Genomic DNA, 23,565 nt, shown 5'->3' on the forward strand with positions numbered 1-23,565 from the left:
CATCGGAGTGGTGAATGCTGGAACAGGACCTGGACGAGAGAGGTGACATCAGTGGGCAAGTACCTGGTGATGATTTACGACAACGAGGCGGCGTGGGCGGCGGCGGATCCGTCGGTCGCCGAGACGAACCACAAGAACCATCAGGCGTTCGCCGAGGCGAACGGAGCGGCGCTGCGCGGCGGCGCACAGTTGGGCGAGAGCAGTACGGCGACCTCGATCCGCTCCGACGGCAGCGGCGGCTTCGTCGTCACCGACGGGACGTTCGTCGAGACCAAGGAAGTGATGGGTGGTTACTACCTGATCGAGGCGGCCGACCTGGACGAGGCGTTGTCCATCGCCAAGCAGGTGCCGTCGCCGATGGGTGGGGTCGAGGTACGGCCCATCATCAACGGTGGATGACGCAGTAGCCGCAGCGGTGGCGGAGGCTCACTCGTCGGAGTGGGCCTTCGTCCTCGCCGCCACGGCCCGGGTCGCGGCCGATCTGGACCTGGCCGAGGACTGCGTACAGGACGCGTATGCCAAGGCCCTGGTGCACTGGCGGGAGCAAGGCGTCCCACGACGTCCGGGCGCCTGGCTGACGACGGTCGCGACGCGACGCGCGCTCGAGCTTCGGCGCCGCGCCGATGTCGCACAGCGGAAGCTCCCGTTGCTCGTGCCGGAACCTGCGGAGGACTCGGTCGAGGTCTTCCCGGACGACCGGTTGCGGCTGGTGTTCACCTGCTGTCATCCGGCGCTCGCGCAGGAGGCACAGATCGCGCTGACGCTCCGGCTCGTCTGCGGGCTGTCGTCGGCGGAGATCGCGAAGGCCTTCCTGGTGAAGGAAGCCACCATGCAGGCGCGGATCACGCGGGCGAAACACAAGATCTCCCGCTCGGGGATCGCTTACCGGATCCCACGGCTGGCCGATCTCCCTGAGCGCATCGACGCTGTGCTGGACGTCGTGCACCTGGTCTACACGGCTGGGCACACGGCTGCGGATGGTGCGGAGCTCACTCGGCCGGATCTGGCGCGGCGTGGACTCGATCTCGCGAGGATGGTGCGGTTGTTGCTGCCTGACAGCGGGGAGGCGGCAGCCTTGCTCGCACTGCTTCTGCTGACGCAGGCGCGGCAGGCTGCACGGGTCGACGACGCTGGGCAGTTGGTGCTGATGGAGGACCAGGATCGTTCTGTGTGGGATCGGTCGCTGATCGACGAGGGCCTGGCGCTGATACATGAGGCCTTGGGATGGCCGGCCGGCCGGTTCGGCTTGATGGCGGCCATTGCCGCCGTACACGCCGAGGCGGAGCGCTGGGAGGACACCGACTGGTCCGAGATCCTCGGGCTGTACGACCTCCTGCTCGCCCGCTGGCCGTCGCCGGTGGTCGCGTTGAACCGCGTGGTGGCGCTCAGCTACGTCGAGGGTCCCTCGGCGGGCCTCGAGGCGTTGCGGTCGCTCGCCGACGACCCTGCGCTGGCGACCTATCCCTATCTCGCATCCACCCGGGCCGAGCTGCTTCGTCGAACCGGGCGCTGGGATGAGGCTGCGGCGGCGTACGAGGAGGCGTTGGCGTTTACCAGCAATGCGGTGGAGGCGGAGTTCCTCACGCGGCGGCTCAGACGAGGCGCTTGAGGACTTCGTCGTGGAGGCGGCCGTTGGTGGCTACGGCGTTCGGGCCGTTGGGGCCCGGGGTGCCGTCGACGGAGGTGAACTTGCCGCCGGCCTCGTCCACGATGATGGCGAGGGCGGCCATGTCGTACAGGTTGAGCTCCGGCTCGGCAGCGATGTCGACGGCGCCTTCGGCGACCAGCATGTAAGACCAGAAGTCGCCGTACGCGCGGGTGCGCCAGCAGGAGTCCATCAGGTCGGCCCACTGGTTCTTCTTGCCGATCTTCTCCCAGCCCTTGAGCGAGGCGTAGGACAGCGAGGCGTCCTCGATCTTGCTGACGTCGCTGACCCGGCAGGGCTGAGAGGAGTGCAGCGCACGGCCGGTCCAGGCGCCATCGCCGTACGACGCCCACCAGCGCTTGCCCAGCGCCGGAGCGGAGACGACGCCGACGACGACCTGGTCCTCGATCATCAGGCTGATCAGGGTCGCCCAGACGGGAACGCCGCGGATGTAGTTCTTGGTGCCGTCGATCGGGTCGACCACCCAGCGGCGGACGCCCCAGCCGGTGGTGCCTTCTTCCTCGCCGACGAACGCGTCCCGCGGCCGGGCCCGGGCCAGCGTTTTGCGCATCACGTCCTCGACCTTCTTGTCGGACTCGCTCACCGGGGTGAGGTCCGGCTTGGTGGCCACGTGCAGGTCGAGCGCCTTGTAGCGGTCCATCGTGGTCGAGTCCGCGTCATCGGCCAGGATGTGGGCGAGCCGCAGGTCATCCGTGTGCGAAGGCATGCCGGAAGGCTAGCCTGAACGGCCGCTCAGGTGACCAGGTGTCCCGAAACGTTGCGGATCGGTTGCGGCCGGGATTGAACCGAATCGGGTCGTTGAACGTGCAGTTAGTGTCTGACCACGATCTACGACCGCCATGGAGGCGTCAATGTTCGAGCGCTTCGGGGACCTCCCGTTGCACGTGCTGGTGATTCACGCCGCGGTGGTGGTGTTGCCGGTGTCCGCGCTCACCGCGATCGTCTTCGCCGTGTGGGCCCGGTCGCGCTGGCTGCTGCGCTGGCCGACGCTGCTGCTCGGCCTCGGGACGCTCGTACTCGCGTACGTCGCCAAGCAGAGCGGCGAGGCGTTCGTCGCCGCGGTTCCGTCGCTGGAGAAGGCGGTGCAGCTGCACGAGGACCGCGGCAACCTGCTGTTCTGGTATTGCCTGGTCTTCGCGGTGGTCGCCGTGGCCGCCTTCCTCCTTCTCGGCGGATCCTCCCCGCTGGCCACCGGCAAGGGTGCGAAGGCTACGAAGAGCAAGCCCCTTGAGCTGGTCACCAGCGCAGCCGTCGTGGTGATCGGCGTACTGGTGATCTGGCAGACCATCCGCACGGGTGACGCGGGCGCCAAGGCCGTGTGGGACGGGCAGCTGCCTAAGTAGGCTCCTGCTCCGCTACAGCGGTAGTGGTGCGACCTTCGCGGCTCGCCAGCAGGCGCCGGAAGGAGGCGACCCGGTCGGCGTCCGCCCGGCCCTCGCTGACTGCCTCGTCCAGAGCGCAGTCTGGTGCGCTTTCGGTGTGGGTGCAGCCGCGCGGACAGTCCTCGGAGATCTCGGCCAGGTCCGGGAACGCGTGGATCAGGTGGTCGGGGTCCACGTGGGCGAGGCCGAACGAGCGGATGCCGGGGGTGTCGATGATCCAGCCGCCGGCGGGCAAGCGCAGTACCAGGGCAGTGACCGACGTGTGACGCCCACGGCCTGTCACCTCGTTGACCACGCCGATCGCCCGGTCTGCGCCTGGGATAAGGCCGTTGACCAGAGTGGACTTGCCGACGCCGGAGTGGCCGACGAGGACGCTGGTGCGGTTGTCCAGCTGCTCGCGGAGTGCGCTGAGGTCGCCGCCTTGCTGGGTCGCGACCGACTCCACACCGAGCGGGCGATAGATCGACAGCAACGGGTCCGGGTCGGCGAGGTCGGTTTTGGTGAGGCAGAGCAGGGGGCGCATTCCGGCGTCGTACGCGGCGACGAGGAAGCGATCGATGAGGCCGGTCCGGGGCTCGGGGTTGGCGACGGCGACGACGATGACGAGCTGGTCCGCGTTCGCCACCAGGGGACGTTCGACCGGGTCGTCGTCATCGGCCGAGCGGCGCAGGAGCGTCGTACGGGGGAGGACTTCGACGATCCGGGCCAGGGTGCCTTCGTCGCCGCTCGCGTCTCCGTCGAGTTTGACCTGGTCGCCGACGATCACGCCCTTGCGGCCGAGCTGCCGGGCCTTCATCGCGGTGACGACCCGATCGCCGGGCTCGACCCAGCAGGTGTAGCGGCCGCGGTCGCGGGTGATGACGAACCCGGTGACGGCGTCGTCGTACGAGGGGCGGTCCTTGGTCCGTGGCCGGGTCCGGCGCTTGGGCCGGTCGTACCGGGCCTCCTCGTCGTACCGCGACATCAGCCGGCGAGCCCCGACCACATCTCGGGGAACTCCGGCAGTGTCTTCGCCGTGGTCCCGATGTTCTCGATCTCGAGGCCGTCGACGAGCAGCCCGAGTACGGCGGCCGCGTGCGCCATCCGGTGGTCGCCGTACGTGCCGAAAAGCCCACCGTGCAAAGGCTTTGGCCGAATCTCGAGACCGTCGTCCAGTTGTGTCACGTCTCCGCCGAGCGCGTTGAACTCGTGCTCCAACGCCGCCAACCGGTCCGTCTCGTGGAAGCGCAAGTGAGCGATCCCCCGCAAGTACGACGGACCGTCCGCGAACGCAGCCACTGCCGCGATGACCGGAGTCAGCTCGCCGACCTCGCTCAGGTCGAGGTCGACGCCCTGCACCCGGCCGGTCCCGCGCACGGTCAGACCGTCGTCGGTCCGGGTCACCTCGGCGCCGAAGCGGGTGAAGATGTCTTTCAGTTGGTCGCCGGGCTGGGTGGTCATGGCCGGCCAGCCCGTCACGGTGACCTCCCCGCCGGTGAGTACGGCAGCGGCCAGGAACGGTGCGGCGTTGGACAGGTCCGGCTCGATCGCGGTGTCCAGCGCCCGAATGGGGCCGGGGGCAACGACCCAGCGGTTCGGTTCGCTGTCGTCGACGTGGACGCCGCGCTCGCGCAGCATCGCCACCGACATGTCCAGGTGTGGCTGCGACGGCACCGGCTTCCCGTCGTGCCGGATGTCGACGCCTTCGTCGTACCGGGCACCGGCGAGCAGCAGCGCGGAGACGAACTGGCTGGAGCCGGACGCGTCCAGGGTGACCTTGCCGCCGCGGACCGAGCCCGCGCCGGAGACGGCGTACGGCATCCGCCCGGTGCCGTGGTCGTCGATCTGTACGCCGAGAGTGCGGAGGGCGCCGAGGATGACGTTCATCGGGCGCTCCCGGGCGTACGGGTCGCCGTCGAACTCGATCACGCCGTCGGCCAGCGCGGCGACCGGCGGGACGAACCGCATCACGGTCCCGGCCAAGCCACAGTCGACACTCGCCGGACCCTTGAGCGAGCCAGGGGTGACGGTGACTGTGTGCTGCTCGTTTTCGGTGATGCCGACTCCGAGTGCGGTGAGCGCCCCGCGCATCAGCGAGGTGTCGCGGGCGGCGAGCAGGCCGGTCAGGTGCGACGGACCGTCCGCGATCGCGGCAAGGATGAGCGCACGGTTACTGATCGACTTCGACCCAGGCACCGTGACCCGGCCATTGACCGGTCCTTGCGCCCGCGGTGCCGCCCAGCCCTGCTCCGTGCTCATCCCACTCCTTCAGCTCGTTTTCCAGCTCTGAGCCTAGGGCATGGGCGCTAGTGGACCTTCCAGCCTTGCGGGAGCGTGAGACTGTGCGTGTTGGGTGGTCACCTCACGGTCAGCCGATGTGTAGCTCGGCCTTCGCGAGTTTCGCCGCCTGCTTGGCCTCGTGGGCGAACTGCTTCGCCTCCCGCTTGGCCGCCTTGGCGCCGCGCTTGGTCTCCCGCTTCGCGGCCTTCGCGCCGTGCGAGGCCCGCCAGGCCAGACCAGGCTGACCCTCCGTGTCGACCGCTGCAAGCAGCAGTCCGCCGAGCAGGCCGAGGTTCTTCATGAACTGGATCCGCTGGACGGCCCGGGTCTCCTTGTCCTTCACCTGCCAGAACGGATGCCCGGCCACGGTCACCGGGACCAGCGTGGTCGCCAGCACCGCTGCGCCCAGCCGCCGGCCCTTGCCGGTCGCCAGCGCGAGGCCGCCGAGCACCTGGACGGCGCCGTTCAGCCGGACCAGGTTGACCGTGGTCTCCGGGATGCGGTCGCCGAGCTGCGGCGGCGCGACCTTCTTCACCATCGGCACCAGGCGGTCGGTCACCGGCTGGGCCTTGGGCACCAGCGGCTCCGGGTTCCGGATCGAATTCGCACCTTGTACGACGAAGATCATCGAGAGCAACGGCCTGGCCAGTGCGCGCACGACAGTCATGCCTCCTTCATACACCACGTTCCGTAAGACTCCCGGTACCCAGCCACGCAATCCTGCAACACCCACTCCCATCTCATGGGTGAGCCCACGAACCGGTGGGTTCCCCGTCCGCATGACGGCGGGGGACCCGCAAGCTGATGGGTGAACCCACCAAATGCGGGTGTCAGATGGGGCAGCCGTCGGGGCCGCAGGTGGGGTCCTCGGCCGAGGCGGTGGGTGGCGTGTTGACGAGGGTGATGGGCTTGCGGTCGGCGTTGGCGCGGCGGAGGGCCTCGCGGAAGACCTCGACCGGCTGGGCGCCGCTGACGCCGTACTTCTCGTCGATGACGAAGAACGGCACCCCGTTGGCGCCGTACGCCAGCGCCTGCGCCTGATCCGCCGCCACCTCGTCGGCGTACGTCGTACTCGCCAGAACCTCGGCGACACGGTCGGACGGCAGACCGACCTCAAGAGCCAGGCCCTGAAGCGTGGCGTGGTCGCCGACTGGGAGGCCGTCGGTGAAGTAGGCCTTGAGCAGGCGCTCCTTGAGCCGGTCCTGCGTGTCGGCCGGTACCTCACCGGCGTCGACCAGCGAGCGGGCCAGGTGCAGCAGCCGGTGTGCGTCGACGGTGTTGGCGGACTTCGCCTGGTCGAGGTGGTACTCGAGCCCGAGCTCGGCCGCGATCGACGTCACGTGCGCGTTCGCCTCCAGGCCCCACTCGCGGCCGCGGCCGTACTTCTCACCGAGCCGGGTCGGGAGGTCCCTCGGATCGTCGTTGGTGGAGGACGGGTCCAACTGGAAGCTGTGCCAGACGATCTCGGCCTGGTCGCCGGTCTCTGCCAGCGCCTGCTCCAGCCGGCGCTTGCCGATGTAGCACCACGGACAGACCACGTCGGACCACACATCAATACGCATGTACGTCGGCAACTCGCCGCTTCCTGGTGCTATTCCCAACCGGGCCCGGCTGTGACGCGTCTGACGCGACATGATCGACGACATGGACGAAGTCCTCGTACGGACCCTGTTGCAGGAGCAGCATCCCGATCTGGCGCACCTGGAGCTGAAGGAGGTCCCTGGCGGCTGGGGCAACCAGATGTGGCGGCTCGGCGACGAGCTGGCGGTCCGGATGCCCCGCTTCGACCAGGCCCTCGAACCGCTCCGCAGAGAGCACCGTTGGATGACCGAGCTCGCCGCCCGTTTTCCCGTCCCCGTCCCGACCCCACTGCGCCTCTGCGAACCGTCGGACCGCTTCCCGAGGACCTGGCTGATCACCACCTGGGTCGCCGGCGAACCCGCGGACCACGCACCGATCACGGACCCGGCCGCCGCTGACGTCCTGGCCGGCTTCCTCCAGGAGCTGCACACCGAGGCACCGGCGGACGCGCCCGTGAGCGACCGATCCGGTGTGCCGCGCGGCCTGGGGTTCGAAGATATTCACGAGTACGTCGGCCGCCTCGACGAGATCCGCGCGGTCTGGGAGGACGCGATCGCGGCGCCGGCCTGGGACGGGCCCCCGGTGTGGCTGCACGGCGACCTGCACCCGGCGAACGTGGTCGTTGCCGACGGCACGCTTGCCGGTGTCGTCGACTTCGAGGAGATCGGCACCGGCGATCCGGCCAGCGACCTCGCAGCCGCGTGGATCCTGCTCCCGGCAGGTGCCGCTGACCGGTTCTTCGAGCGCTATCCGGTGGACGAGGCAACGATCCGGCGAGCCCGCGGCTGGGCCGCGACCCGGGCACTGTTCCTGATCGCGATGGGAATCAGCGGCGAGAAGGGCCTGCCCGGCGGAAAGCCGCACTGGGGACCGATTGGGCAAGCGGCTCTCGATCGACTCTTGTAGTCCACGTCCGGCCGGTGGGCCGTGGTGGATTTCGATCACTCAGGCACAGCGGCGGAGGGCCAGGAGGGCGTAGGCGCGGGCAGCGTGGAGGACCTCCGCCAGTACGACGTGTTCGTCGGTGGCGTGGGCGTAGCGGACGTCACCGGGGCCGTACTGAAGGGTGGGGATGCCGGCAGCGGCGTACTGGCGGAGGTCCGAGCCGTAGGGAGCGCCCTTGACCGCCGGGGCGTCCGACTGGGCAGGGCTGGTGGTTGCGTCCGCGACGGCTTGGAGGGCGTCGTCGAGGAGCGGGTCGTCGGTGGGGAGGAGACCCGAAGCGAACGCGCCGCCGGGCCAGGTGACCTTGACAGGGTGCTCGCGCAGCCAGTCGTCCTTGGCGCAAGCCTCCGCGATCGCGCACTCGAACACGGCACGGGCGTCGTCGAGCGCTTCGCCCAGGCGTACGCCGTACCTGCCCTCGGCAACGAGTACGTCGGGAACGGTGCTGGCCCAGTCGCCGGACTGGACCGTGCCGACGGACAGTGGGTTCGCCAGGTCCAGGTGAGCGAGCAGTGGGTGCGGATCGCGGTTGCGCTCGGCCTCCAGCGCCTGCAACGCCGATTGAATGACGACGAACTTCTCGATCGCGCTGACCCCGCGGGACCGGGTCGAGCCGTGCGTCGCCAGCCCCGGGACCTCCAGCCGGAACGTCAGCGATCCCGCGTTGGCCGGGATGACACAGCCAGCGGTCGGCTCGGCGATCAGGCACGCCTCGCCGCTGTGACCACGCCGCAGCGTGGCGAAGGTGCCGACCCCGCCGTCCTCCTCGCCGATCACGGTGTGGACGGCCAGCGGCTTGCGCAATCGGATGCCCGAGGCAACGATCGCCGCGACCGCGCCGAAGATCGCCGCCACGCCACCCTTCATGTCGCAGGTCCCGCGACCCCACATGACCCCGTCCTCGATCCGCGCCGAGAACGGATCGCCGCCCGGCCACCCACCCGCCGGCACCACATCCACATGCCCGTTCAGGATCAGACCCGGGGTCGTGGAGCCGCCGAGCACGCCCACACATCCCCACGCCTCGTCTCGCTCGACCTCCATCCCCGGAAACTCCGGATCCGCCGTCACCGTCGGCAGGTCGATCTGCCAGTGATCAACAGCGAGGCCGAGCTCAGTCAGCCGCCGCGCACACCACTCCTGTACGTCGCTCTCCGCCGCCGTACCGTCGACGCTCGGTATCCGCACCAGCTCCCGCAGGTCCTCGATCACCCGCGCGTCGTCGATCGCTGTCATCACGGCCTGCTCGGTCTCGAAATCCACAGCACAGGGATATCACCGAACGGACGACAAAGACTGACCGTTCAGCCGACAGCGCGAACGTCGCGACGCTGTCAATCTTCCTGGAGACGGCCCGACCGGGGTCGTCAGGGGAGGGGAAACCACCATGCACATCAAGAAGAAGATCGTCATCGCCGCGGCAGCCGTCGTCGCCATCGGGGCCGGCACCGCGTTCGCGTACTGGAGCACCACGGGTTCCGGCACCGGCTCCGGCGCCAACGCGAGCTCGAACGGCACGGTCGTCCTGCACGCCAGCTTCGCCGACGGCCTGACGCCGGGCGCCAGTACGCCGGTCACCTTCAGCGCGGACAACGCCGGTACGTCGAGCCTGCAGGTCGGCACGGTCACCTCGGTCGTGTCCGCGTCGGGCACCTGTGACGCCTCCTGGTTCACCATCGCGCCGGTGGCCGAGAACCAGACCATCGCGGCCGGTGCGACCGGCGTCGAGCTGACGAACAAGGGCACGCTCGCCTTCGCCGACACCGCCACCAACCAGGACTCCTGCAAGGGCGCGACGATCACGCTGACGCTGTCCAGCAACTGATTCCGGTCGTGGTGGGTCCCCAGGTCCGGGCGGCTCGTCCGTCCGGACCGGGCCGGCCCATCGCACGCATTCGAAAGGAGTGAGCACCAGATGCCATCCAGGCGAGCTGCAACCCAACTGCTGATCGCAGGGCTTCTGCTGCTGCTCACCGCCGCCGGTCTGGCGTACGCCGCGCAGCCGCCGAAGCCAGGGATCACCCTCGGGGTGTCACCGGCCGGCCAGTCGGTCACGCGGGGGCAGTCGGCCGGCTACACCGTCACGGTGACGTCGACTGGGGGATTCACTGGCGCCGTGTCCCTGAGCGCCAGCGGCCTTCCGAGCGGCGCATCGGCGGCCTTCAGCCCTGCCTCCGTGACGCTCACCGCCGGCAGTACGGCGAGTACGGCGCTGACCGTGAGTACCTCGTCCACGACACCGATCGGCTCGGTGACGATCACCATCAAGGGCGTCAGCGGAAAGCTGAGCGAAACCGTGAATGCCGGCCTGACCGTGAACGCGCCGTTGTCGAGCACGCTGGCGATGACCGCGACGCCGGCCTCGGTGACGCTGGCGCCGGGATCGACCGCCGTCTTCACCGTCCAGCTGACCCGCACCAACTTCCCGGGGCCGGTCACCTTCGGCATCGTCGGCGGACTGCCGCCGGGTGCCACCGCCGCCTTCACGCCGAATCCGACCACGGGCAACTCGTCGACGCTGCAGATCACCACCTCAGCCACCACCAACGACGGGACCTACCCGCTCTCCCTGGTGGGATCGGGCCAGAATCCCGCAGGCGTGACCCAGTACGCCTACGCGAACGTCCAGCTCGTTCTGGTGACCAGCGGCAAACCGTTCAGCATCAGCGGCAACCTGTCCGGTCCGCTGGCACCTGGAGTCACCCGGCCACTGGACCTCATGCTGACCAACCCGAACAAGAAGCAGATCTCCGTGACGAACCTGACTGTCACCATCCAGTCCGTCGTACGTACGTCGTACGCGGTCAGCCACAACCAGCCCTGTGGCCTGGCGGACTACAAGGTCACGCAGTACGGCGGCTCGTATCCGCTGACCGTTCCCGGTAGCGGCAGTGCATCGCTGTCTGGTCTCGGCATCCCGTCGGCCGGCTGGCCGAAGGTCGCGATGCTCGACACGGCCACGAACCAGGACGGCTGCAAGGGCGCCACCCTCACGCTCGCCTACTCCGGCTCAGGACAGGGGAGCTGACCATGACCGCTCGACGCTTGCTTCTCATGTTCGGTGTCGTCGTACTCGCGCTGACCGCAGGTGGAGTCGCCTGGGGCTTCTGGACTGGAGCCGGCGCCGGCACTGCATCCGGGACCACGGGGACACTTGACCCGCCAAACCATGTCGCCGCAGTGGCAACACCCGGCAGCGGTACGGTCGCCATCAGCTGGACGGCCTCCGCGCAGGCCACCGGCTACTACGTCACCCGCGTCCGGAACGCCGACAGTACAACGGCAGCCGCTTGCGGACCGACTCCGACGACCAGCACCGCCTGCGACGACCTCAGCGTGGCAGACGGGACGTACCACTACCTGGTCACCGCGGTCTACGCCACCTGGACGGCCACGGGCTCTCCGAGCGCGAACGTGACGGTGAACAACCACCGGCCCTCGGTCACCGTCAACCAGGCCGCCGGCCAGGCTGACCCGACCGCTACGGCGCCGGTCAACTTCACCGCCGTCTTCAGCGACCCGGTCGCGGACTTCACCAGCACAGACGTGACTGTGTCTCCGGCTAGTGCGACTGTGGTCGTCACTGGCAGCGGTACGACGTACAACGTCGCCGTCAGCGGTCTGACGAACAGCGGCCCAGTCACTGCCTCAATCGCCGCGAACGCCGTGCACGACAGTGCGGGCGCGCCTAACACTGCTTCCACCAGCACGGACAACTCAGTGCTGTACGACGTGACCACGCCCACGGCACCGGCTCCGACTGCGACCGCGGCCGTGCAGTACCTGACCTACGTCAACAACGAGGTCGTCACGCTCACCGATGCCCCCACGGATGCGCACTCCGGTGTCGCGTCGGTCGGTTACTACTACTGCGCCGGCTCCACCGGAAGCTGCACCAGCGCGAACTGGACCGCGATCGGATCGTCGACAACCTCGGCAACCGGCTTCGCAGTCACCACCAACGCGCCACTCGCGGCGGACGGGCCCTACCGGATCGTGGCCGTCGCCACCGATGCCGCAGGCAACAACAGCGGACCGAGCGCGGCCACTCTCGTGACCGTGGACACCACACCACCGACCGTCTCCCGGCCGACTGTGAACGGACATTCCTGATGAGCACCTTACGATCCAAGCGCGCCTGGCTGATCGCGCTCGTCGCCCTGCTGATCGGCGTCGGCATCCTCGAAGGCCCCGCAGCCTTCGCGGCGTCGGGCGTCACGGGGGTCACCTTCAGTGGCTCCAACCAAGCGGGCGGGGCGCCGGCCAACTGGACTGTCGGGTTCACCACCACCAACGGTGCCTCCGGCCAACTGAGTGCCGGCGACAAGATCACGGTCACGTTCAACACCGGCTTCACCGTTCCGGCCGGCCCGGCCATTACCCTCGGCAGCGGATTCACCAGCTGTACGGCGACCGCGACAACCGCGTCGACCACTGTCACCATCACCCTCGCGGGCGCTGGTTGCGTGCACACGAAAGCCACCGCCGCCGTCCTCACTATCGCCGGAATCACCAACGCGCCGGTCGGCACGTACGGGGCGAGCACCTTCACTATCGCGACCACAGGTGACACCAATGCGGTCTCGCCAGGCAGCTCTGTCGTCCTAACGGCCGCGCGGTTGGTCTACACCACCCAGCCGCCGTCGACGGGCACAGCCGGTTCGCCGCTGGCCACTTTCCGCGTGGCTATCCAGGACGGCAACAGCAACACCGTCACCGGCTGGAACGACACCATCTCGCTCTCGATCGCGAGCGGGCCATCCGGCGGCACGTTCAGTTCGGCCCCCTCGACGTACACGAACGTCGCGACCTCAGCCGGCGTGGCGGCCTTCACCGGTGTCGCATTCGGGGCCGCGGGCACCTACACACTGACCGCCGCCGACACGACGGCCGGCCACACGGGCTTCGCGACCGCGACCAGTACCGCGATCGTCATCAGCGCGGGCGGGGCAAGCAAGCTGGCGTTCGTCCAAGGTCCGTCCAACGGCTTCGCCGGTACGGCGTTGACGCCGGCCATCACCGTGCAGGTCCAGGACCAGAACGGCAACGCGGTCGCAGCATCCGGAATCGGCGTCACGCTGACCCCATCCGCCGGGGTGATCAACTCCGGCGCCACCGCCACCACGAACAGCGCGGGCCGAGCCACCTTCAGCAGCGTCGTCATCGAGACGGCCGCTGTCGGTCTCACCCTCACCGCATCCGCGACCGGTCTGACGTCAACCGGCGCATCCTCGGCCTTCAACGTCACCGTCGCGGTCAGCACCGGAGCGACGCTCACGAACACCGCGACCGACGGCACCGGCTCTGGTGTGAAGACCGTCGCGTACTACTACTGCGCGGGCTACTCCGGTGCCTGCACCAGCTCCAACTGGACCGCGATCGGCTCGTCCACCGCGTCGGCAACCAACTATTCGGTCACCTGGAACAGCCAACCCGCGAACGGCGCCTACCGCCTCGTTGCCGCCGGCACCGACAACATCACCAACACCAGCCAGCCCAGCGCCTCGATACCGATCACCATCGCGAACTGAACAGGCCGGACTCGGGCAAACCCCTGTCTGGGCCCGGCGGGCGACCTCAGTCGCCCGCCGGACCCTTCTACGGGGTGAGCCGGTGCAGGTCGCGGGGGAACAGCGTGACCTCGCGGACGTTCTCCGCGCCGGTCAGCCGCGCGACGAACCGCTCCAGGCCGATCGCGAAGCCGCCGTGCGGCGGCATCCCGTGCTTGAAGGCCTGCAGGTAGGAGCTGTACGACTCCGGCGACTCGCCTCGGGCCTCGATGGCGGCGACGTAGTCGCTGTAGCGGTGCAGACGCTGCCCTCCGGTCACGAGCTCCACGCCCCTGAACAGCAGGTCGAACGAGTTGGACCAGCGCGGGTCCGACGGCTGCGGATGGGTGTAGAACGGCCGCTTCACCATCGGATAGCCCTCGACCGCGACGAAGTCGCTGCCGTGCTCCCGCAACGCCCACTCGCCGATCGTCCGTTCGTCGGCCGGCGCGAGGTCCGGCTCGTCCGGGTCCGCACCGGCGATTTTCAACGCCTCGCTGAAGTGCAGAACCGGTACGTCCAGAGGCATCTCGGGCAACCGTACGTCGAGCCGCTCCAGCGCCGGAGCCGCGCGCTCGCCCACCGACGACAGCATCCCGGCAATCGTCGTTCGCAGTACGGCGAGAACGTCGCGATGGTCCCGGATGAACCCGAACTCCGCGTCCAGCGAGACGTACTCGGCCAGGTGCCGAACGGTGTCGTGCGGCTCGGCCCGGAACACCGGCCCGACCTCGAAGACACGCTCGAACACGCCGACCATCGTTTGCTTGTAGAACTGCGGCGACTGCGCCAGATACGCCGGACCGCCGAAGTAGTCCAGCGCGAACACGTTGGCGCCCGACTCGGTCGCCGTACCGACGATCTTCGGCGTCTGGATCTCGGTGAACCCCTGACCGTCCAGCGCCGTACGGAACCCGTGCAGCGCGGCCGCCGCGATCTCCCAACCGGCCCGAACAGCCGGATGCCGCAGCGCGACAGGAGCGTTGTCCAGTACGACGGGCAGCCCGGCGCCGACCGACGGTCGCCAGAGCTCGATCGGCGGCGTCTGTGCCGGTTGGGTGAGCGGCTCGACGACCGGGTCGACGATCTCGGCACCGCCCGGCGCCTGCGGGTTGGCGGCGACCGTACCGGTCACCTGGACGACGGTCTCCTCACCGAGTTCGTCCAACTGGGCTTGGGCTTCCGGGCTCTTCACGACGATCTGGCTCAGGCCGGACCGGTCGCGCAGGATCAGGAAGCTGACGGCGGCGAGCCGGCGTCTTCGGTGCACCCAGCCGGCCACCGTGACGGTCTGGCCCACTGCTGAGGGGATCTCATGGCTGAGAATGCGCATTGCTGTTTCACCTCCAGGTCGTTTCTCGTACCCCGGAGGTGTGGGCGAAGGGGAATCTCGCGGTGCCACCACACCTTCACCGGGCCTGACGGCCCGGCCTCTTGCACAGCATTCGCTCGGGAGTGTCTTCGCCACCGCTCCACGCATCGCCTTCACAGCTGCCGGCGACTCTCTCGGACGTGGTGTACGGCGCTACTCGGTTCCGTCCACGCGAACAGTTCCAGGATACGGCAGCCGGCAACCCCATTTCAGCCGTGGGGCACAGTTCACCGGCGGGGATTCGACGGTGGGATCTGCGCGGTGTCCGTGTCCTCGCGGCCACCCACCTGCGCGTGCACTGTGATCTGGTTCGTCGCACCGGTGCCCGGCAGCGCGGCCCACTCGGAGTTGAACGGCTTGTGGTAGTTGTCTGTCCAGCAGGTCGCGCGGCGGACGTCGGTCGAGCGCGAACACGTCCAGCCGAAGTCCAGCACGTTGAGGAATAGCAGGTTGCGGCCCCACGAGATGTCCACGGTGACCCGCCGCCCGGCGTTCCCGTTGATCTTCAGGAAGCGGTTGTAGACCAGCGGGTTCGGGTCGGTCTGCCACGTCGGCGTGATGATCTGCAGCAGCGACTCGTCCTGCTGAATCCCGGCCAGAGTCTCCGAGTCGGTGTCACTCACCAGCCCGGCCGTCGCGGCCACGGTGTACGTCCGCGCCGCCGCCGATCCACCATCCGGTACGACGAAGTCGGCCGGCAGCGGAGCCGGATTAGCCGGGGCGTTCGCCGTACAGGTCTGGGTCTTCTCGGTGCACTTCCAGCCGGCCGGGTTCGCGGCGATCGGCCAGTCGAGCGCGGCGCCGTACGTGATCTTGAGGGTCACGCTCGGGCGGTCGGTGCCGGGGGCAACGGTCAGGATGCGGTGGTGGACGTCCGGGTCCGCCTTGCCGGCGACGAGTTTCAGCAGGTTCTCGTCAGGGCGCGGCGGAGCGGTCAGGGTTTCGGAGTCGTCGTCGTACAGCCGGCCGGTCTTCGCTGACACGGTGAAGGTCCGGTCGGCCGTGGAGCCGCCGTCCGGGGTCGAGAATGTCACCGGCATCGGCTCGGGCTTGGCCGGGTTCGTCGCCGTGCACTTGCCGGCTGCCTTGTCGCAGATCCAGCCCTTGGGGTTCCCGCTGAGCGGCCAGTCGAGGCCGGCGCCGTACTTCATGCCGATGACCACGGGATCCGGGTTCGCGGCCGGGACCTTGATCGTGATGATGAAGTTCACCCCTGCGTCGGCGTCGGCCTCCCGCGTGTGGACGCCCGGAATCGCGTACGCCGGAGCGCCGCCACCGGGCGGCATGGTGATCGTCACCAGGCCCTCGTCCAGGATCGGTGTCGTCGGCACCGGCGGCACCGGCGGCGCGGGCGTCGTCTGCGTCGGCGTCGGAGTCGGCGTGGGTGTCGGCACGGGCTCGGTCGTCGTGGTGGTCGGCGGCGGAACGGTCGGTGCCGTCGTCGGTTGCGTGGCCGTCGGCTTGACCGTCGGCGGCTTCACCGGGGGCACGGTCGGCGGCTGGGCAGGTGGCTGCGTCGGCTTCTGCGCCGGCGGCTTCTGGATCGCCGCCGGGGGAGTTTCGTTGCCGGTGAGCGCAATCGCCGCGAGTACGGCGGCCACTGCCACGACGACGACTGCTCCGGCGCCGACCGCCGTACGGGTGCTGTTCTCGGTGACCTTCTTCCAGCCGGTGACGACGAAGCCGACCAGACCGACCTTCGCTCCGGACGCAGCAGCGAGGTAGCCGAGGCCGGCGGTGCCGAGCAGGGCCGGGGCGAGCAGCGCCGGCAGAGCGCTGTTGACCTCGACCAGCTCGAGGTAGACCGCCGTGCACTTCGCGCAGTCGTCCAGGTGCTCGCGGACGTTGCGGTTCTCCCGCTTGGTCAGGCCACCGCGGACGTACGCACCCAGCCGCTCGGTGGTCCAACGGCAGCGGTCCCCGGCGACGTCGGCCAGGTGCTGCTGGAGGTAGGCCTGCCGCAGACCCTCACGGGCGCGGTAGGCGAGGGCGGAGACGCCGTTGGCGGTCAGACCGAGCAGGGGAGCGATGGCCGCCGGCTTCTCGCCTTCGACCTCGGTGTGCCAGAGCACCGCCTGCCAGCGCTCCGGCAGGCTCGCGAACGCCTTGGCCGCCGCACCGCTCTCGAATCCGGTGACAGTCGGGTCGTCGAAGCCCTCCGGCTCCCGCTCGTACGCCGCGATGTCGTCGGTCGTCTGCACCTTCCGCCCGGACCGGATCCGGTCGACGTGCACCCGCCGTACGGTCGTCAGCAGGTACGCGCGGAAGGAGATGTCCGGGCCGCCGCCGGAGCGCAGCGCGTCGAGGACCTTCGCGAAGGCGTCACTGGCCAGGTCGTCGGCGTCGTTGGCCGAAACCAGCTGACGGGCCATCCGCTCCGCGGCGTGGTGGTGCCGGCCGAACAGTTCGCCGTACGCCTCGAGATCGCCGTTGCGGACACGCGCGATGAGTTCGGCGTCGCTCGGTCCTTCCGGCGTCTCCATCTCTCTCCCCGTGGTGTGTACGGCCTGTGACAGTCCGTCACATCGTTGCCGGGAACAAGGTTCCCACGTGGGACGGCTGTGTGCATCTCCCTGACGCGGAACTGTGCTCCTTTCCTGACGACAACACCAGTGGAGAAGTTACGCGGAAAAAGTTCGGCGAATCCGCGTCATGAACTCTCCCGCCGCCTGTCTCACCTCCAGAACGACGCTTCCGGCCGCCCGGCCGGGAGACTGACGGGGCTATTCGAGGAGGGCCATGTCGCTGTTCGCGGAGTTCCGCCGACGGTTCGACCTGCGTCCGGCCAAGTCCCTGAACCTGGCGGGGTCGCCCGCCCGGACCCGGCCGGAAGCGTCGTCTTTTGATCAACCGTGCGGCGGGAGGGAGCCACACGGCACAGCTGGCATCGACCACAGCGCCTACCTCGCCATCGCCGAGGCGCTGCGGGACGGGGCCGATGTCGTGCCTGCGAGTGACGAGGTCGGGCGCCGGCTGGCGACCGACGGTGTCTCGTTGCTCGAGGCACTTGATGGGCTGAGTGCGCTGTACCGCTCGATCGCCGGGGGCGAGCCGGCTTTCGCCGCGGTACGCGCACTCAGTTCCAGCTGGGCCGAAGCGTCCCTGGTCTATCTCCATTCGCTGTCCTGCGAGGACCCGCTGACCGGGCTGTCCAGCCTGGCCCACCTGCGGTCCCGGCTGGGGGAGCTCTACCGAGAGGCGGAGTTCCGTGGAACTTCCGTACCGAAAACCCACGCACTGGTGGTTGTCGAGCCGCTCAATCCCCCGGGGACGACGCCGTTCGACCGCGAGCTCCGGCTGGTCGACGTGGCGGAATGCCTGCGGATCGTCTTCTACGGCGGTGACGTACTGGGCCGCGTCGGCTCACGCAAGGCGGCGGCGCTCGTCGGCCGCGAGCCGAACCTGCCGGAGCAGGTCGAGACGGTACGAGCCCTGATCACCCAGTGGCGGCTGGACACCGACATACCCCAGCTGGCCCGGATCTGGATCGAAGGCCTGCCGCACACCGACGCGATGGCCGGGCGGGTGCTCGACGAACTCGCCAGACCCTAGGACCTGCGTCCGGACGCCAACAGGGGGGTGCCCGGACGCATCAGCCGGTGAGTGGATCGCCCATCACGGGGTGGGCGATCCGCTCACCGCTTGTCCATGTAACTGTCCATGCTCCTGTCTAAGGTGGAGGCATGTGCGGTAGGTATGCATCGAGCCGGGACCCGTCCGACCTCGTCGTGGAGTTCGAGATCGAGGCCGGGAATGTGCGGGAGTCCGTGCAGGAGGTCGGTGAGAACTACAACGTCGCGCCAACCGACCAGGTGATCGCGGTGGTCGAGCGGAAGAACCGGGACGCGCCGGACGAGACCGTCCGCAAGCTGACCACGGTCAAGTGGGGGCTGGTGCCGTCCTGGGCGAAGGACACCTCGATCGGGTCGCGGCTGATCAACGCGCGGATGGAGACGGTCGCGGAGAAGCCCGCGTTCAAGAAGGCCTTCGCCACCCGCCGCTGCATCCTGCCGGCCGACGGCTATTACGAGTGGTACACCGCCGAGGAGAAGGTGAACGGCAAGCCGGTCAAGCAGCCGTACTTCATCCACCCGCCGGACGGCAGCGTCCTGGCGATGGCCGGCTTGTACGAGATCTGGCGGGACAAGTCCGTCGAGGACCCGGACAAGGACGAGGCGTGGCTGTGGACGTGCACCGTTCTGACCACGAGTGCCACCGACGACCTCGGGCGGATCCACGACCGGATGCCGCTGCTGGTCGAACGCGACCGGTACGACGCTTGGCTCGATCCGCTGAGCTCCGACCCGGACAACCTCCTCGAGCTACTGGTCCCGGCGTCACCCGGCCGACTGGAGGCGTACGCCGTATCGAAGGCGGTCAGCTCGGTGAAGAACAACGGCCCGCACCTGCTCGACCCACTCCCACCCGACGGCACCGACCCGATCGACAAGCCGGAACCGCCGGAAGAGACCACACTCTTCTGATCGTTGACCCACCGAGGGAACACCACAGTTCTGTTCACAGGTGATGACAGGATGGGGCGGTGACCGACGAACGGATTGTGGGGACGCCGCACGGTGAGGCCCGGATCGTGGCGCATCGGGCCCGGCGGCCGGTGGCGACATTGGCCCTCGGTCATGGTGCCGGGGGAGGGATCGAGGCCGGCGACCTGACCGCGCTGGCGGCCCGGCTGCCGAAGCAGGACATCAACGTGTTCCTGATCGAGCAGCCCTGGCGCCGGGCCGGGAAGAAGCTCGCGCCGAGTCCGAAGATCCTCGACGAGGCCTGGATCGCGATCATCGGCCAGCTCCGGATCCGCACCCCGCTGGTGATCGGTGGCCGCAGCGCCGGGGCCCGGGTCGCCTGCCGGACCGCCAGCAGCTTGGGTGCGTCCGGCGTACTGGCGCTGGCGTTTCCGCTGCACGCGCCGGGCAAGCCGGAGAAGTCGCGGGTGGGGGAGTTGCAGAGTGCGGGCTTGCCGACACTCGTCGTACAAGGTGAGCGGGATCCGTTCGGGACGCCCGAAGAATTCCCGCCGCTGACCGAGATGGCCGTCGTACCGGACGCCAATCACGAGTTCAAGGTGCCGAAGCGGGCGGAGCTGAGCCAGCCGGAGGCCTATGACCTGCTGATCGAAGCCGTGTTCGAATGGGTCAGCCGCGAGGTGTCCGGATAGTGGGCAGGCACCTCTAGGACGGCGGATCGCCCGCGCAGGCGGGAATGCCCCCGCGCCCGGGCGTGTTGTGGCGGACATGATGGCGACGAGAGAGGCTCCGGCGCGGGACCGCGGGAAGACCCCGGTATTCTCGATCACGATGCCGACTCCCACCACCACCGAGACACCCGAGCAGCGGACCGCGCGCTTCGAGCGCGAGGCGCTGCCGTTCCTCGACCAGATGTACGCCGCGGCGATGCGGATGACCCGTAATCCGTCGGACGCCGAAGACCTGGTCCAGGACACCTTCGCGAAGGCGTACAGCTCGTTCCACCAGTTCACGCCGGGCACCAACCTGAAGGCGTGGCTGTACCGGATCCTGACGAACACGTTCATCAACGGATACCGCAAGCGGCAGCGCCAGCCGACGCAGTCGCCGACCGAGGAGATCGAGGACTGGCAGCTGACCGCCGCCGAGTCGCACACTCCCGGCGGCCTGAAGTCGGCCGAGGCGGTTGCCCTCGAGCACCTGCCCGACTCCGACATCAAATCGGCCCTGCAGGCCATCCCGGAGGACTTCCGGCTGGCCGTCTACCTGGCCGATGTCGAGGGCTTTGCGTACAAGGAGATCGCGGACATCATGGGTACGCCGGTCGGCACCGTGATGTCGCGACTGCACCGGGGCCGGCGTCAGTTGCGCGAGCTGCTGGCCGACTACGCGCGCGACCGGGGCCTGCTCCCGGCCGACGAGAAGGAAACCGAGGAGGAGTCGTGAGCTGCGGCGAGCACCACGACGTCGACTGCAGCGAGATCCTGCAGCGTGTGTACGTCTTCATCGACAACGAACTCGAGGACGCCAGCACCGAGGAGATCCGCCAGCACCTCGAAGAGTGCGCCCCCTGCCTGGACGAGTACGACCTGGAGCGCTGCGTGAAGAAACTGGTCCACCGCTCCTGCGGCTCCGACCAGGCCCCCGACGCCCTCCGCCAGAAAATCCTCCTCCGCCTCACCCAAATCCAGGTAGAAACCACCATCACCACCGACTGATCGGTCCGCGATGGCATTCATCTGACCTGGGAGTCGTCGAAGGTATAGGAATAAGAATCGCCGCGCCGGACCAGCGCCAGCAGGTCCTTCGCCGCCGCCTCGAAGTGGGGCGAGATGTCATGCAGTACGGCGACTGCGGCGGTGAGGTGCTCGATCGCAGCCGCCGAATCGCCCGCGGCCGCGCGAACCTTGCCCAATTCCAGGATGAGGCAGCCTTCCCGCACCCTGTTTCCGAGGTGCCTGACCAGGATCATGGCGCGCTCGATGTATCGCCGCGCTTCGTCATACTCTGCCTGGCTTGCGTAGACGGCCGCGAGACATTGCAATGCCTGCGACTGGAGATCCTCATTACCGGCACGCCTCGCGGTCTCGAGGCTCAGGAACAGTGGCTCGAGCGCATCCTGTAGCCGGCCGACCAGCAGATTCGAGAAGCCGGCGTTGAGATATCTCTTAACCAGCGATCGAAGGTCCCCCGATTCCCGGGCGAGGGCGATTCCGCGCTGAAACGCCTGGTCGGCGAGCTCGTAGTCTCCCTTGCGGTCGTACAAGCCGCCCAGGGCGATATGGGACACGCCCTCGATGGTCCGGTCGCCGAGCTGCTGGCTGAGAACGAGCGCTTCGGCTCCGAGTTCGAGGGCCTCGTCGATGCGGTCGAGCCGGCCGAGCACATGCGTCAGGGAGGTGCAGCACCGGGCCTGTCCCTGACCGTCCGAGAGCTCACGAAACATCGCCAGGGCCCTGAAGAGATGTGTCGTGGCGGCTTCGAGAGTCCCGTTCTCCACTTCTGGGATGGCGCTGTCGTGCTCGAGCCAGGCCGCGGCCATCGGCAGGTCGAGCTTCAGGGCCAGATCAACTGCGCCGAGGCACAGTTCGCGCATCTCCACCCAGCGCGATCGAGATTCGTGGTACCCGAACAGCGCGAGCGTCAGCTCAGGAAACAGAGCGGATCCTGCCAGCGAGGACGCAGCTGCCTGGTGATACCTCTCCATCACGTTGCGTTGCTCGACGTCGAGCCACTGGAGCGCCGACATCGCATCAGCGAGCGCAGGGACCGGCTCGATGAGGGTCGTCGCCAGCGCGAGTCGGGGACTGGCCGGGTGGGTGAGGAACTGACAGGCCCAGGCGAAGCCGGTGTAGAAGCGCAGGATTCGTTCCAGGCCGGCGTCGCGTTCGGCGGTGGTGAGGGAATCTTCGGCGAGTTCGCGGGCGTAGGCGCGGATGAGGTCGTGGAAGCGGTAGCGGTCGGGGGCGATGGACTCGAGCAGGTTGAGGTCGACGAGGCGTTCGAGGATGGCGTCGGCCTGGCGGACACCGATATCGAGCAGGTGAGCAGCGACGATGGTCAGCAGGTCCGAACCGTCGGGAACACTGAGCAGGGGCAGGGCCCGCGCCGCTTCACGGTCGAGGTCGCGGTCGCTCGTCTCCAGGAACCGGATGGAGCTGGCGATGCTCGCGCGTACGCCGGTTTCGTCGGAACCGAGGGTGTCGAGCCGCCGTTCCTCGTCCTGCAAGAGATCCACGAGGTGCTGGATCGGCCAGTTGGGCCGGGCGGCCAGGCGGGCACCGATCAGGCGGACCGCCAATGGCAGCCGTCCGGTGAAGAGGGCCAGGGTCTCGGCAGCGTCCGGCTCGGCGGCAACGCGGGCCTGGCCGATCACACCGGACAGCAGCTCGACCGACTCCGTCTCGGACAGCGCGTCGAGCAGGATCTGGCGCGCACCGTGCAACGTCGCCATCGAACCACGGCTGGTGATGATCGCCGCCGACCCAGGGCTGCCGGGTAGCAACGGCATCACCGTGCGTACGTCGGTCGCGTTGTCGAGCAGCATGAGCACCCGGCGACCGGCGAGCTGGGATCGCAACAGCCCGGCCGCTTCCTCGACGCCTTCCGGAATCAGCTGAAGGTCGAGGCCCAGCGACCGCAGCAACTGCCGCAGCGCATCGCCGGTCGTCATCGGATTGCCCGGACCATAGCCGCGAAGGTTGAGGTAGAGATGGCCGTCAGGGTAGGAATCGACCAATTTGTGGGCGGCCTGGACGGCCAGCGCGGTCTTGCCGATGCCGCCCATCCCGGTCACCGCGACCAGACCGACGGCGCCGTTGGGCAGCCCGTCCGGAGCACGCAGCGCCGACAGGATCGCGTCGATCTGGGCGGTGCGCCCGGTGAAGTCGCGGATCGCCGGCGGGAGCTGCCAGGGCGTCGGCAAGGTGTCGACCGGCGCTGGGGCCTCCGGCTCGGGGGCGCGGGGCTTGCGGCCTTTGCCGCGGGCAACGGCGGTGAACTCCTCGGCATCCTTGGTGTCGAGGCCGAGGGCCGCGGTGAGGGCACGGATGGTGTCGATGCGGGGCCGGCTGCGGATGCCGCGTTCGAGGACGCTGATGGCCTGCTCGCTGAGGCCGGCCTTCTCGGCGAGGGCGGCCTGGGTCAGACCGGCGGCGCTGCGGTGCCGGCGGAGCAACTCGCTCAGGCTCGCCATCCTCACCCCACCTCCCTCACTCGTACGACGTCATCCGGCACGGACGGTGCCGGACGTCGCAGCTAACTCTAGGAGGATCCGCCGACTGCCCGCCGTCGTTATCCACAGCGGTGGCTGGACCGGTTTGGCAGG

General features: G+C 68.8%; 22 protein-coding genes. 13 read left to right on the top strand and 9 right to left on the bottom strand.

From position 1 onward, the window contains the following. The first annotated feature begins 51 nt into the window (after positions 1-51). Positions 52-399 (top strand): YciI family protein, encoded by a 348-nt coding sequence (locus EV646_RS23565; RefSeq protein ID WP_132152063.1) that lies wholly within the window; start codon positions 52-54, stop codon positions 397-399. Continuing rightward, the gene (locus EV646_RS23570) at positions 392-1,609 is read left to right on the top strand and encodes an RNA polymerase sigma factor (RefSeq protein ID WP_199237141.1); all 1,218 of its coding nucleotides are present in this window, start codon (positions 392-394) and stop codon (positions 1,607-1,609) included. Before EV646_RS23565 ends, EV646_RS23570 begins: the two co-directional genes overlap by 8 nt. Here the strand turns inward: EV646_RS23570 and hisN are convergent. After that, on the bottom strand, positions 1,593-2,372 hold the full coding sequence (hisN, locus tag EV646_RS23575; RefSeq protein WP_132152067.1) for a histidinol-phosphatase: 780 nt from the start codon (positions 2,370-2,372) through the stop codon (positions 1,593-1,595). The genes EV646_RS23570 and hisN overlap by 17 nt on opposite strands. Positions 2,373-2,517: 145 nt before the next feature. On the opposite strand from hisN, the gene EV646_RS23580 reads away from it, so the two are divergent. Continuing rightward, positions 2,518-3,009, top strand: a complete 492-nt coding sequence (locus EV646_RS23580) for a DUF2231 domain-containing protein (RefSeq protein ID WP_132152069.1) — start codon at positions 2,518-2,520, stop codon at positions 3,007-3,009. On the opposite strand, the gene rsgA is transcribed toward EV646_RS23580, so the two are convergent. The 4 genes from rsgA to EV646_RS23600 form a co-directional block, all read right to left on the bottom strand. Then, entirely contained in the window at positions 3,002-4,012 is a 1,011-nt protein-coding gene (gene rsgA / locus EV646_RS23585) for a ribosome small subunit-dependent GTPase A (RefSeq protein ID WP_132152071.1), read from the bottom strand. The two genes, EV646_RS23580 and rsgA, sit on opposite strands and share 8 nt — an antisense overlap. Further along, a complete protein-coding gene (aroA, locus tag EV646_RS23590) occupies positions 4,012-5,286 on the bottom strand; it encodes a 3-phosphoshikimate 1-carboxyvinyltransferase (RefSeq protein ID WP_132152073.1) in 1,275 nt (424 codons plus the stop codon). The genes rsgA and aroA overlap by 1 nt, the downstream gene beginning before the upstream one ends. A gap of 109 nt (positions 5,287-5,395) precedes the next feature. Continuing rightward, on the bottom strand, positions 5,396-5,974 hold the full coding sequence (locus tag EV646_RS23595) for a DoxX family protein (protein ID WP_132152075.1): 579 nt from the start codon (positions 5,972-5,974) through the stop codon (positions 5,396-5,398). Between the two features lie 163 nt (positions 5,975-6,137). Continuing rightward, positions 6,138-6,869: a DsbA family oxidoreductase gene (locus tag EV646_RS23600; protein ID WP_132152077.1), complete on the bottom strand. Its 732-nt coding sequence runs from the start codon at positions 6,867-6,869 to the stop codon at positions 6,138-6,140. An 82-nt stretch (positions 6,870-6,951) separates the two neighbouring features. On the opposite strand from EV646_RS23600, the gene EV646_RS23605 reads away from it, so the two are divergent. Continuing rightward, positions 6,952-7,794 (top strand): aminoglycoside phosphotransferase family protein, encoded by an 843-nt coding sequence (locus tag EV646_RS23605; RefSeq protein ID WP_199237142.1) that lies wholly within the window; start codon positions 6,952-6,954, stop codon positions 7,792-7,794. A 39-nt stretch (positions 7,795-7,833) separates the two neighbouring features. Here the strand turns inward: EV646_RS23605 and EV646_RS23610 are convergent, their stop codons facing one another. After that, on the bottom strand, positions 7,834-9,096 hold the full coding sequence (locus EV646_RS23610; RefSeq protein WP_132152081.1) for an ArgE/DapE family deacylase: 1,263 nt from the start codon (positions 9,094-9,096) through the stop codon (positions 7,834-7,836). A 124-nt stretch (positions 9,097-9,220) separates the two neighbouring features. Between EV646_RS23610 and EV646_RS23615 the strand changes: the two genes are divergently transcribed. The 4 genes from EV646_RS23615 to EV646_RS23630 all read left to right on the top strand — a co-directional run bounded on the left by EV646_RS23615 (position 9,221) and on the right by EV646_RS23630 (position 13,364). After that, the gene (locus EV646_RS23615) at positions 9,221-9,658 is read left to right on the top strand and encodes a hypothetical protein (RefSeq protein WP_132152083.1); all 438 of its coding nucleotides are present in this window, start codon (positions 9,221-9,223) and stop codon (positions 9,656-9,658) included. A 90-nt stretch (positions 9,659-9,748) separates the two neighbouring features. Then, positions 9,749-10,861: a COG1470 family protein gene (locus EV646_RS23620; RefSeq protein WP_132152085.1), complete on the top strand. Its 1,113-nt coding sequence runs from the start codon at positions 9,749-9,751 to the stop codon at positions 10,859-10,861. A gap of 2 nt (positions 10,862-10,863) precedes the next feature. Further along, positions 10,864-11,946, top strand: a complete 1,083-nt coding sequence (locus tag EV646_RS23625) for a hypothetical protein (RefSeq protein ID WP_132152087.1) — start codon at positions 10,864-10,866, stop codon at positions 11,944-11,946. Next, complete coding sequence (locus tag EV646_RS23630; protein WP_132152089.1) at positions 11,946-13,364, top strand: beta strand repeat-containing protein; 1,419 nt, start codon at positions 11,946-11,948, stop codon at positions 13,362-13,364. Before EV646_RS23625 ends, EV646_RS23630 begins: the two co-directional genes overlap by 1 nt. Before the next feature lie 67 nt (positions 13,365-13,431). Here the strand turns inward: EV646_RS23630 and aspS are convergent, their stop codons facing one another. Next, on the bottom strand, positions 13,432-14,715 hold the full coding sequence (gene aspS / locus EV646_RS23635; protein ID WP_132152091.1) for an aspartate--tRNA(Asn) ligase: 1,284 nt from the start codon (positions 14,713-14,715) through the stop codon (positions 13,432-13,434). Positions 14,716-14,981: 266 nt separating this feature from the next. Beyond that, positions 14,982-17,237 carry a sigma-70 family RNA polymerase sigma factor gene (locus tag EV646_RS39450; RefSeq protein ID WP_199237143.1) on the bottom strand — a complete coding sequence of 752 codons (2,256 nt, stop codon included), beginning with the start codon at positions 17,235-17,237 and terminating at the stop codon, positions 14,982-14,984. Between the two features lie 256 nt (positions 17,238-17,493). Between EV646_RS39450 and EV646_RS23645 the strand changes: the two genes are divergently transcribed. The 5 genes from EV646_RS23645 to rsrA all read left to right on the top strand — a co-directional run bounded on the left by EV646_RS23645 (position 17,494) and on the right by rsrA (position 20,956). Beyond that, positions 17,494-18,306: a hypothetical protein gene (locus EV646_RS23645; RefSeq protein WP_132152093.1), complete on the top strand. Its 813-nt coding sequence runs from the start codon at positions 17,494-17,496 to the stop codon at positions 18,304-18,306. A gap of 131 nt (positions 18,307-18,437) precedes the next feature. Continuing rightward, on the top strand, positions 18,438-19,238 hold the full coding sequence (locus tag EV646_RS23650) for an SOS response-associated peptidase (RefSeq protein ID WP_132152095.1): 801 nt from the start codon (positions 18,438-18,440) through the stop codon (positions 19,236-19,238). 59 nt (positions 19,239-19,297) lie between these two features. Then, complete coding sequence (locus tag EV646_RS23655) at positions 19,298-19,930, top strand: alpha/beta hydrolase family protein (RefSeq protein WP_132152097.1); 633 nt, start codon at positions 19,298-19,300, stop codon at positions 19,928-19,930. Positions 19,931-20,069: 139 nt separating this feature from the next. Then, positions 20,070-20,684 (top strand): sigma-70 family RNA polymerase sigma factor, encoded by a 615-nt coding sequence (locus EV646_RS23660; protein WP_132152099.1) that lies wholly within the window; start codon positions 20,070-20,072, stop codon positions 20,682-20,684. Further along, on the top strand, positions 20,681-20,956 hold the full coding sequence (rsrA, locus tag EV646_RS23665; protein ID WP_132152101.1) for a mycothiol system anti-sigma-R factor: 276 nt from the start codon (positions 20,681-20,683) through the stop codon (positions 20,954-20,956). Before EV646_RS23660 ends, rsrA begins: the two co-directional genes overlap by 4 nt. 17 nt (positions 20,957-20,973) lie before the next feature. Here rsrA and EV646_RS23670 read toward each other — a convergent pair whose 3' ends face one another. Then, complete coding sequence (locus tag EV646_RS23670) at positions 20,974-23,433, bottom strand: ATP-binding protein (RefSeq protein WP_132152103.1); 2,460 nt, start codon at positions 23,431-23,433, stop codon at positions 20,974-20,976. Positions 23,434-23,565: the final 132 nt, after the last annotated feature.

This window comes from Kribbella antiqua (assembly GCF_004345665.1).
GTDB lineage: Bacteria > Actinomycetota > Actinomycetes > Propionibacteriales > Kribbellaceae > Kribbella > Kribbella antiqua.

Coding starts and splice junctions, on each gene's coding strand:
- EV646_RS23645 (WP_132152093.1), top strand. CDS start 17,494: ATGTCGCTGTTCGCGGAGTTCCGCCGACGGTTCGACCTGCGTCCGGCC.
- EV646_RS23595 (WP_132152075.1), bottom strand. CDS start 5,974: ATGACTGTCGTGCGCGCACTGGCCAGGCCGTTGCTCTCGATGATCTTC.
- aroA (WP_132152073.1), bottom strand. CDS start 5,286: ATGAGCACGGAGCAGGGCTGGGCGGCACCGCGGGCGCAAGGACCGGTC.
- EV646_RS23660 (WP_132152099.1), top strand. CDS start 20,070: ATGCCGACTCCCACCACCACCGAGACACCCGAGCAGCGGACCGCGCGC.
- EV646_RS23615 (WP_132152083.1), top strand. CDS start 9,221: ATGCACATCAAGAAGAAGATCGTCATCGCCGCGGCAGCCGTCGTCGCC.
- rsgA (WP_132152071.1), bottom strand. CDS start 4,012: ATGTCGCGGTACGACGAGGAGGCCCGGTACGACCGGCCCAAGCGCCGG.
- EV646_RS23600 (WP_132152077.1), bottom strand. CDS start 6,869: ATGCGTATTGATGTGTGGTCCGACGTGGTCTGTCCGTGGTGCTACATC.
- EV646_RS23630 (WP_132152089.1), top strand. CDS start 11,946: ATGAGCACCTTACGATCCAAGCGCGCCTGGCTGATCGCGCTCGTCGCC.
- EV646_RS23580 (WP_132152069.1), top strand. CDS start 2,518: ATGTTCGAGCGCTTCGGGGACCTCCCGTTGCACGTGCTGGTGATTCAC.
- hisN (WP_132152067.1), bottom strand. CDS start 2,372: ATGCCTTCGCACACGGATGACCTGCGGCTCGCCCACATCCTGGCCGAT.
- EV646_RS23620 (WP_132152085.1), top strand. CDS start 9,749: ATGCCATCCAGGCGAGCTGCAACCCAACTGCTGATCGCAGGGCTTCTG.
- EV646_RS23625 (WP_132152087.1), top strand. CDS start 10,864: ATGACCGCTCGACGCTTGCTTCTCATGTTCGGTGTCGTCGTACTCGCG.
- EV646_RS23670 (WP_132152103.1), bottom strand. CDS start 23,433: ATGGCGAGCCTGAGCGAGTTGCTCCGCCGGCACCGCAGCGCCGCCGGT.
- aspS (WP_132152091.1), bottom strand. CDS start 14,715: ATGCGCATTCTCAGCCATGAGATCCCCTCAGCAGTGGGCCAGACCGTC.
- EV646_RS23650 (WP_132152095.1), top strand. CDS start 18,438: ATGTGCGGTAGGTATGCATCGAGCCGGGACCCGTCCGACCTCGTCGTG.
- EV646_RS39450 (WP_199237143.1), bottom strand. CDS start 17,237: ATGGAGACGCCGGAAGGACCGAGCGACGCCGAACTCATCGCGCGTGTC.
- EV646_RS23605 (WP_199237142.1), top strand. CDS start 6,952: ATGGACGAAGTCCTCGTACGGACCCTGTTGCAGGAGCAGCATCCCGAT.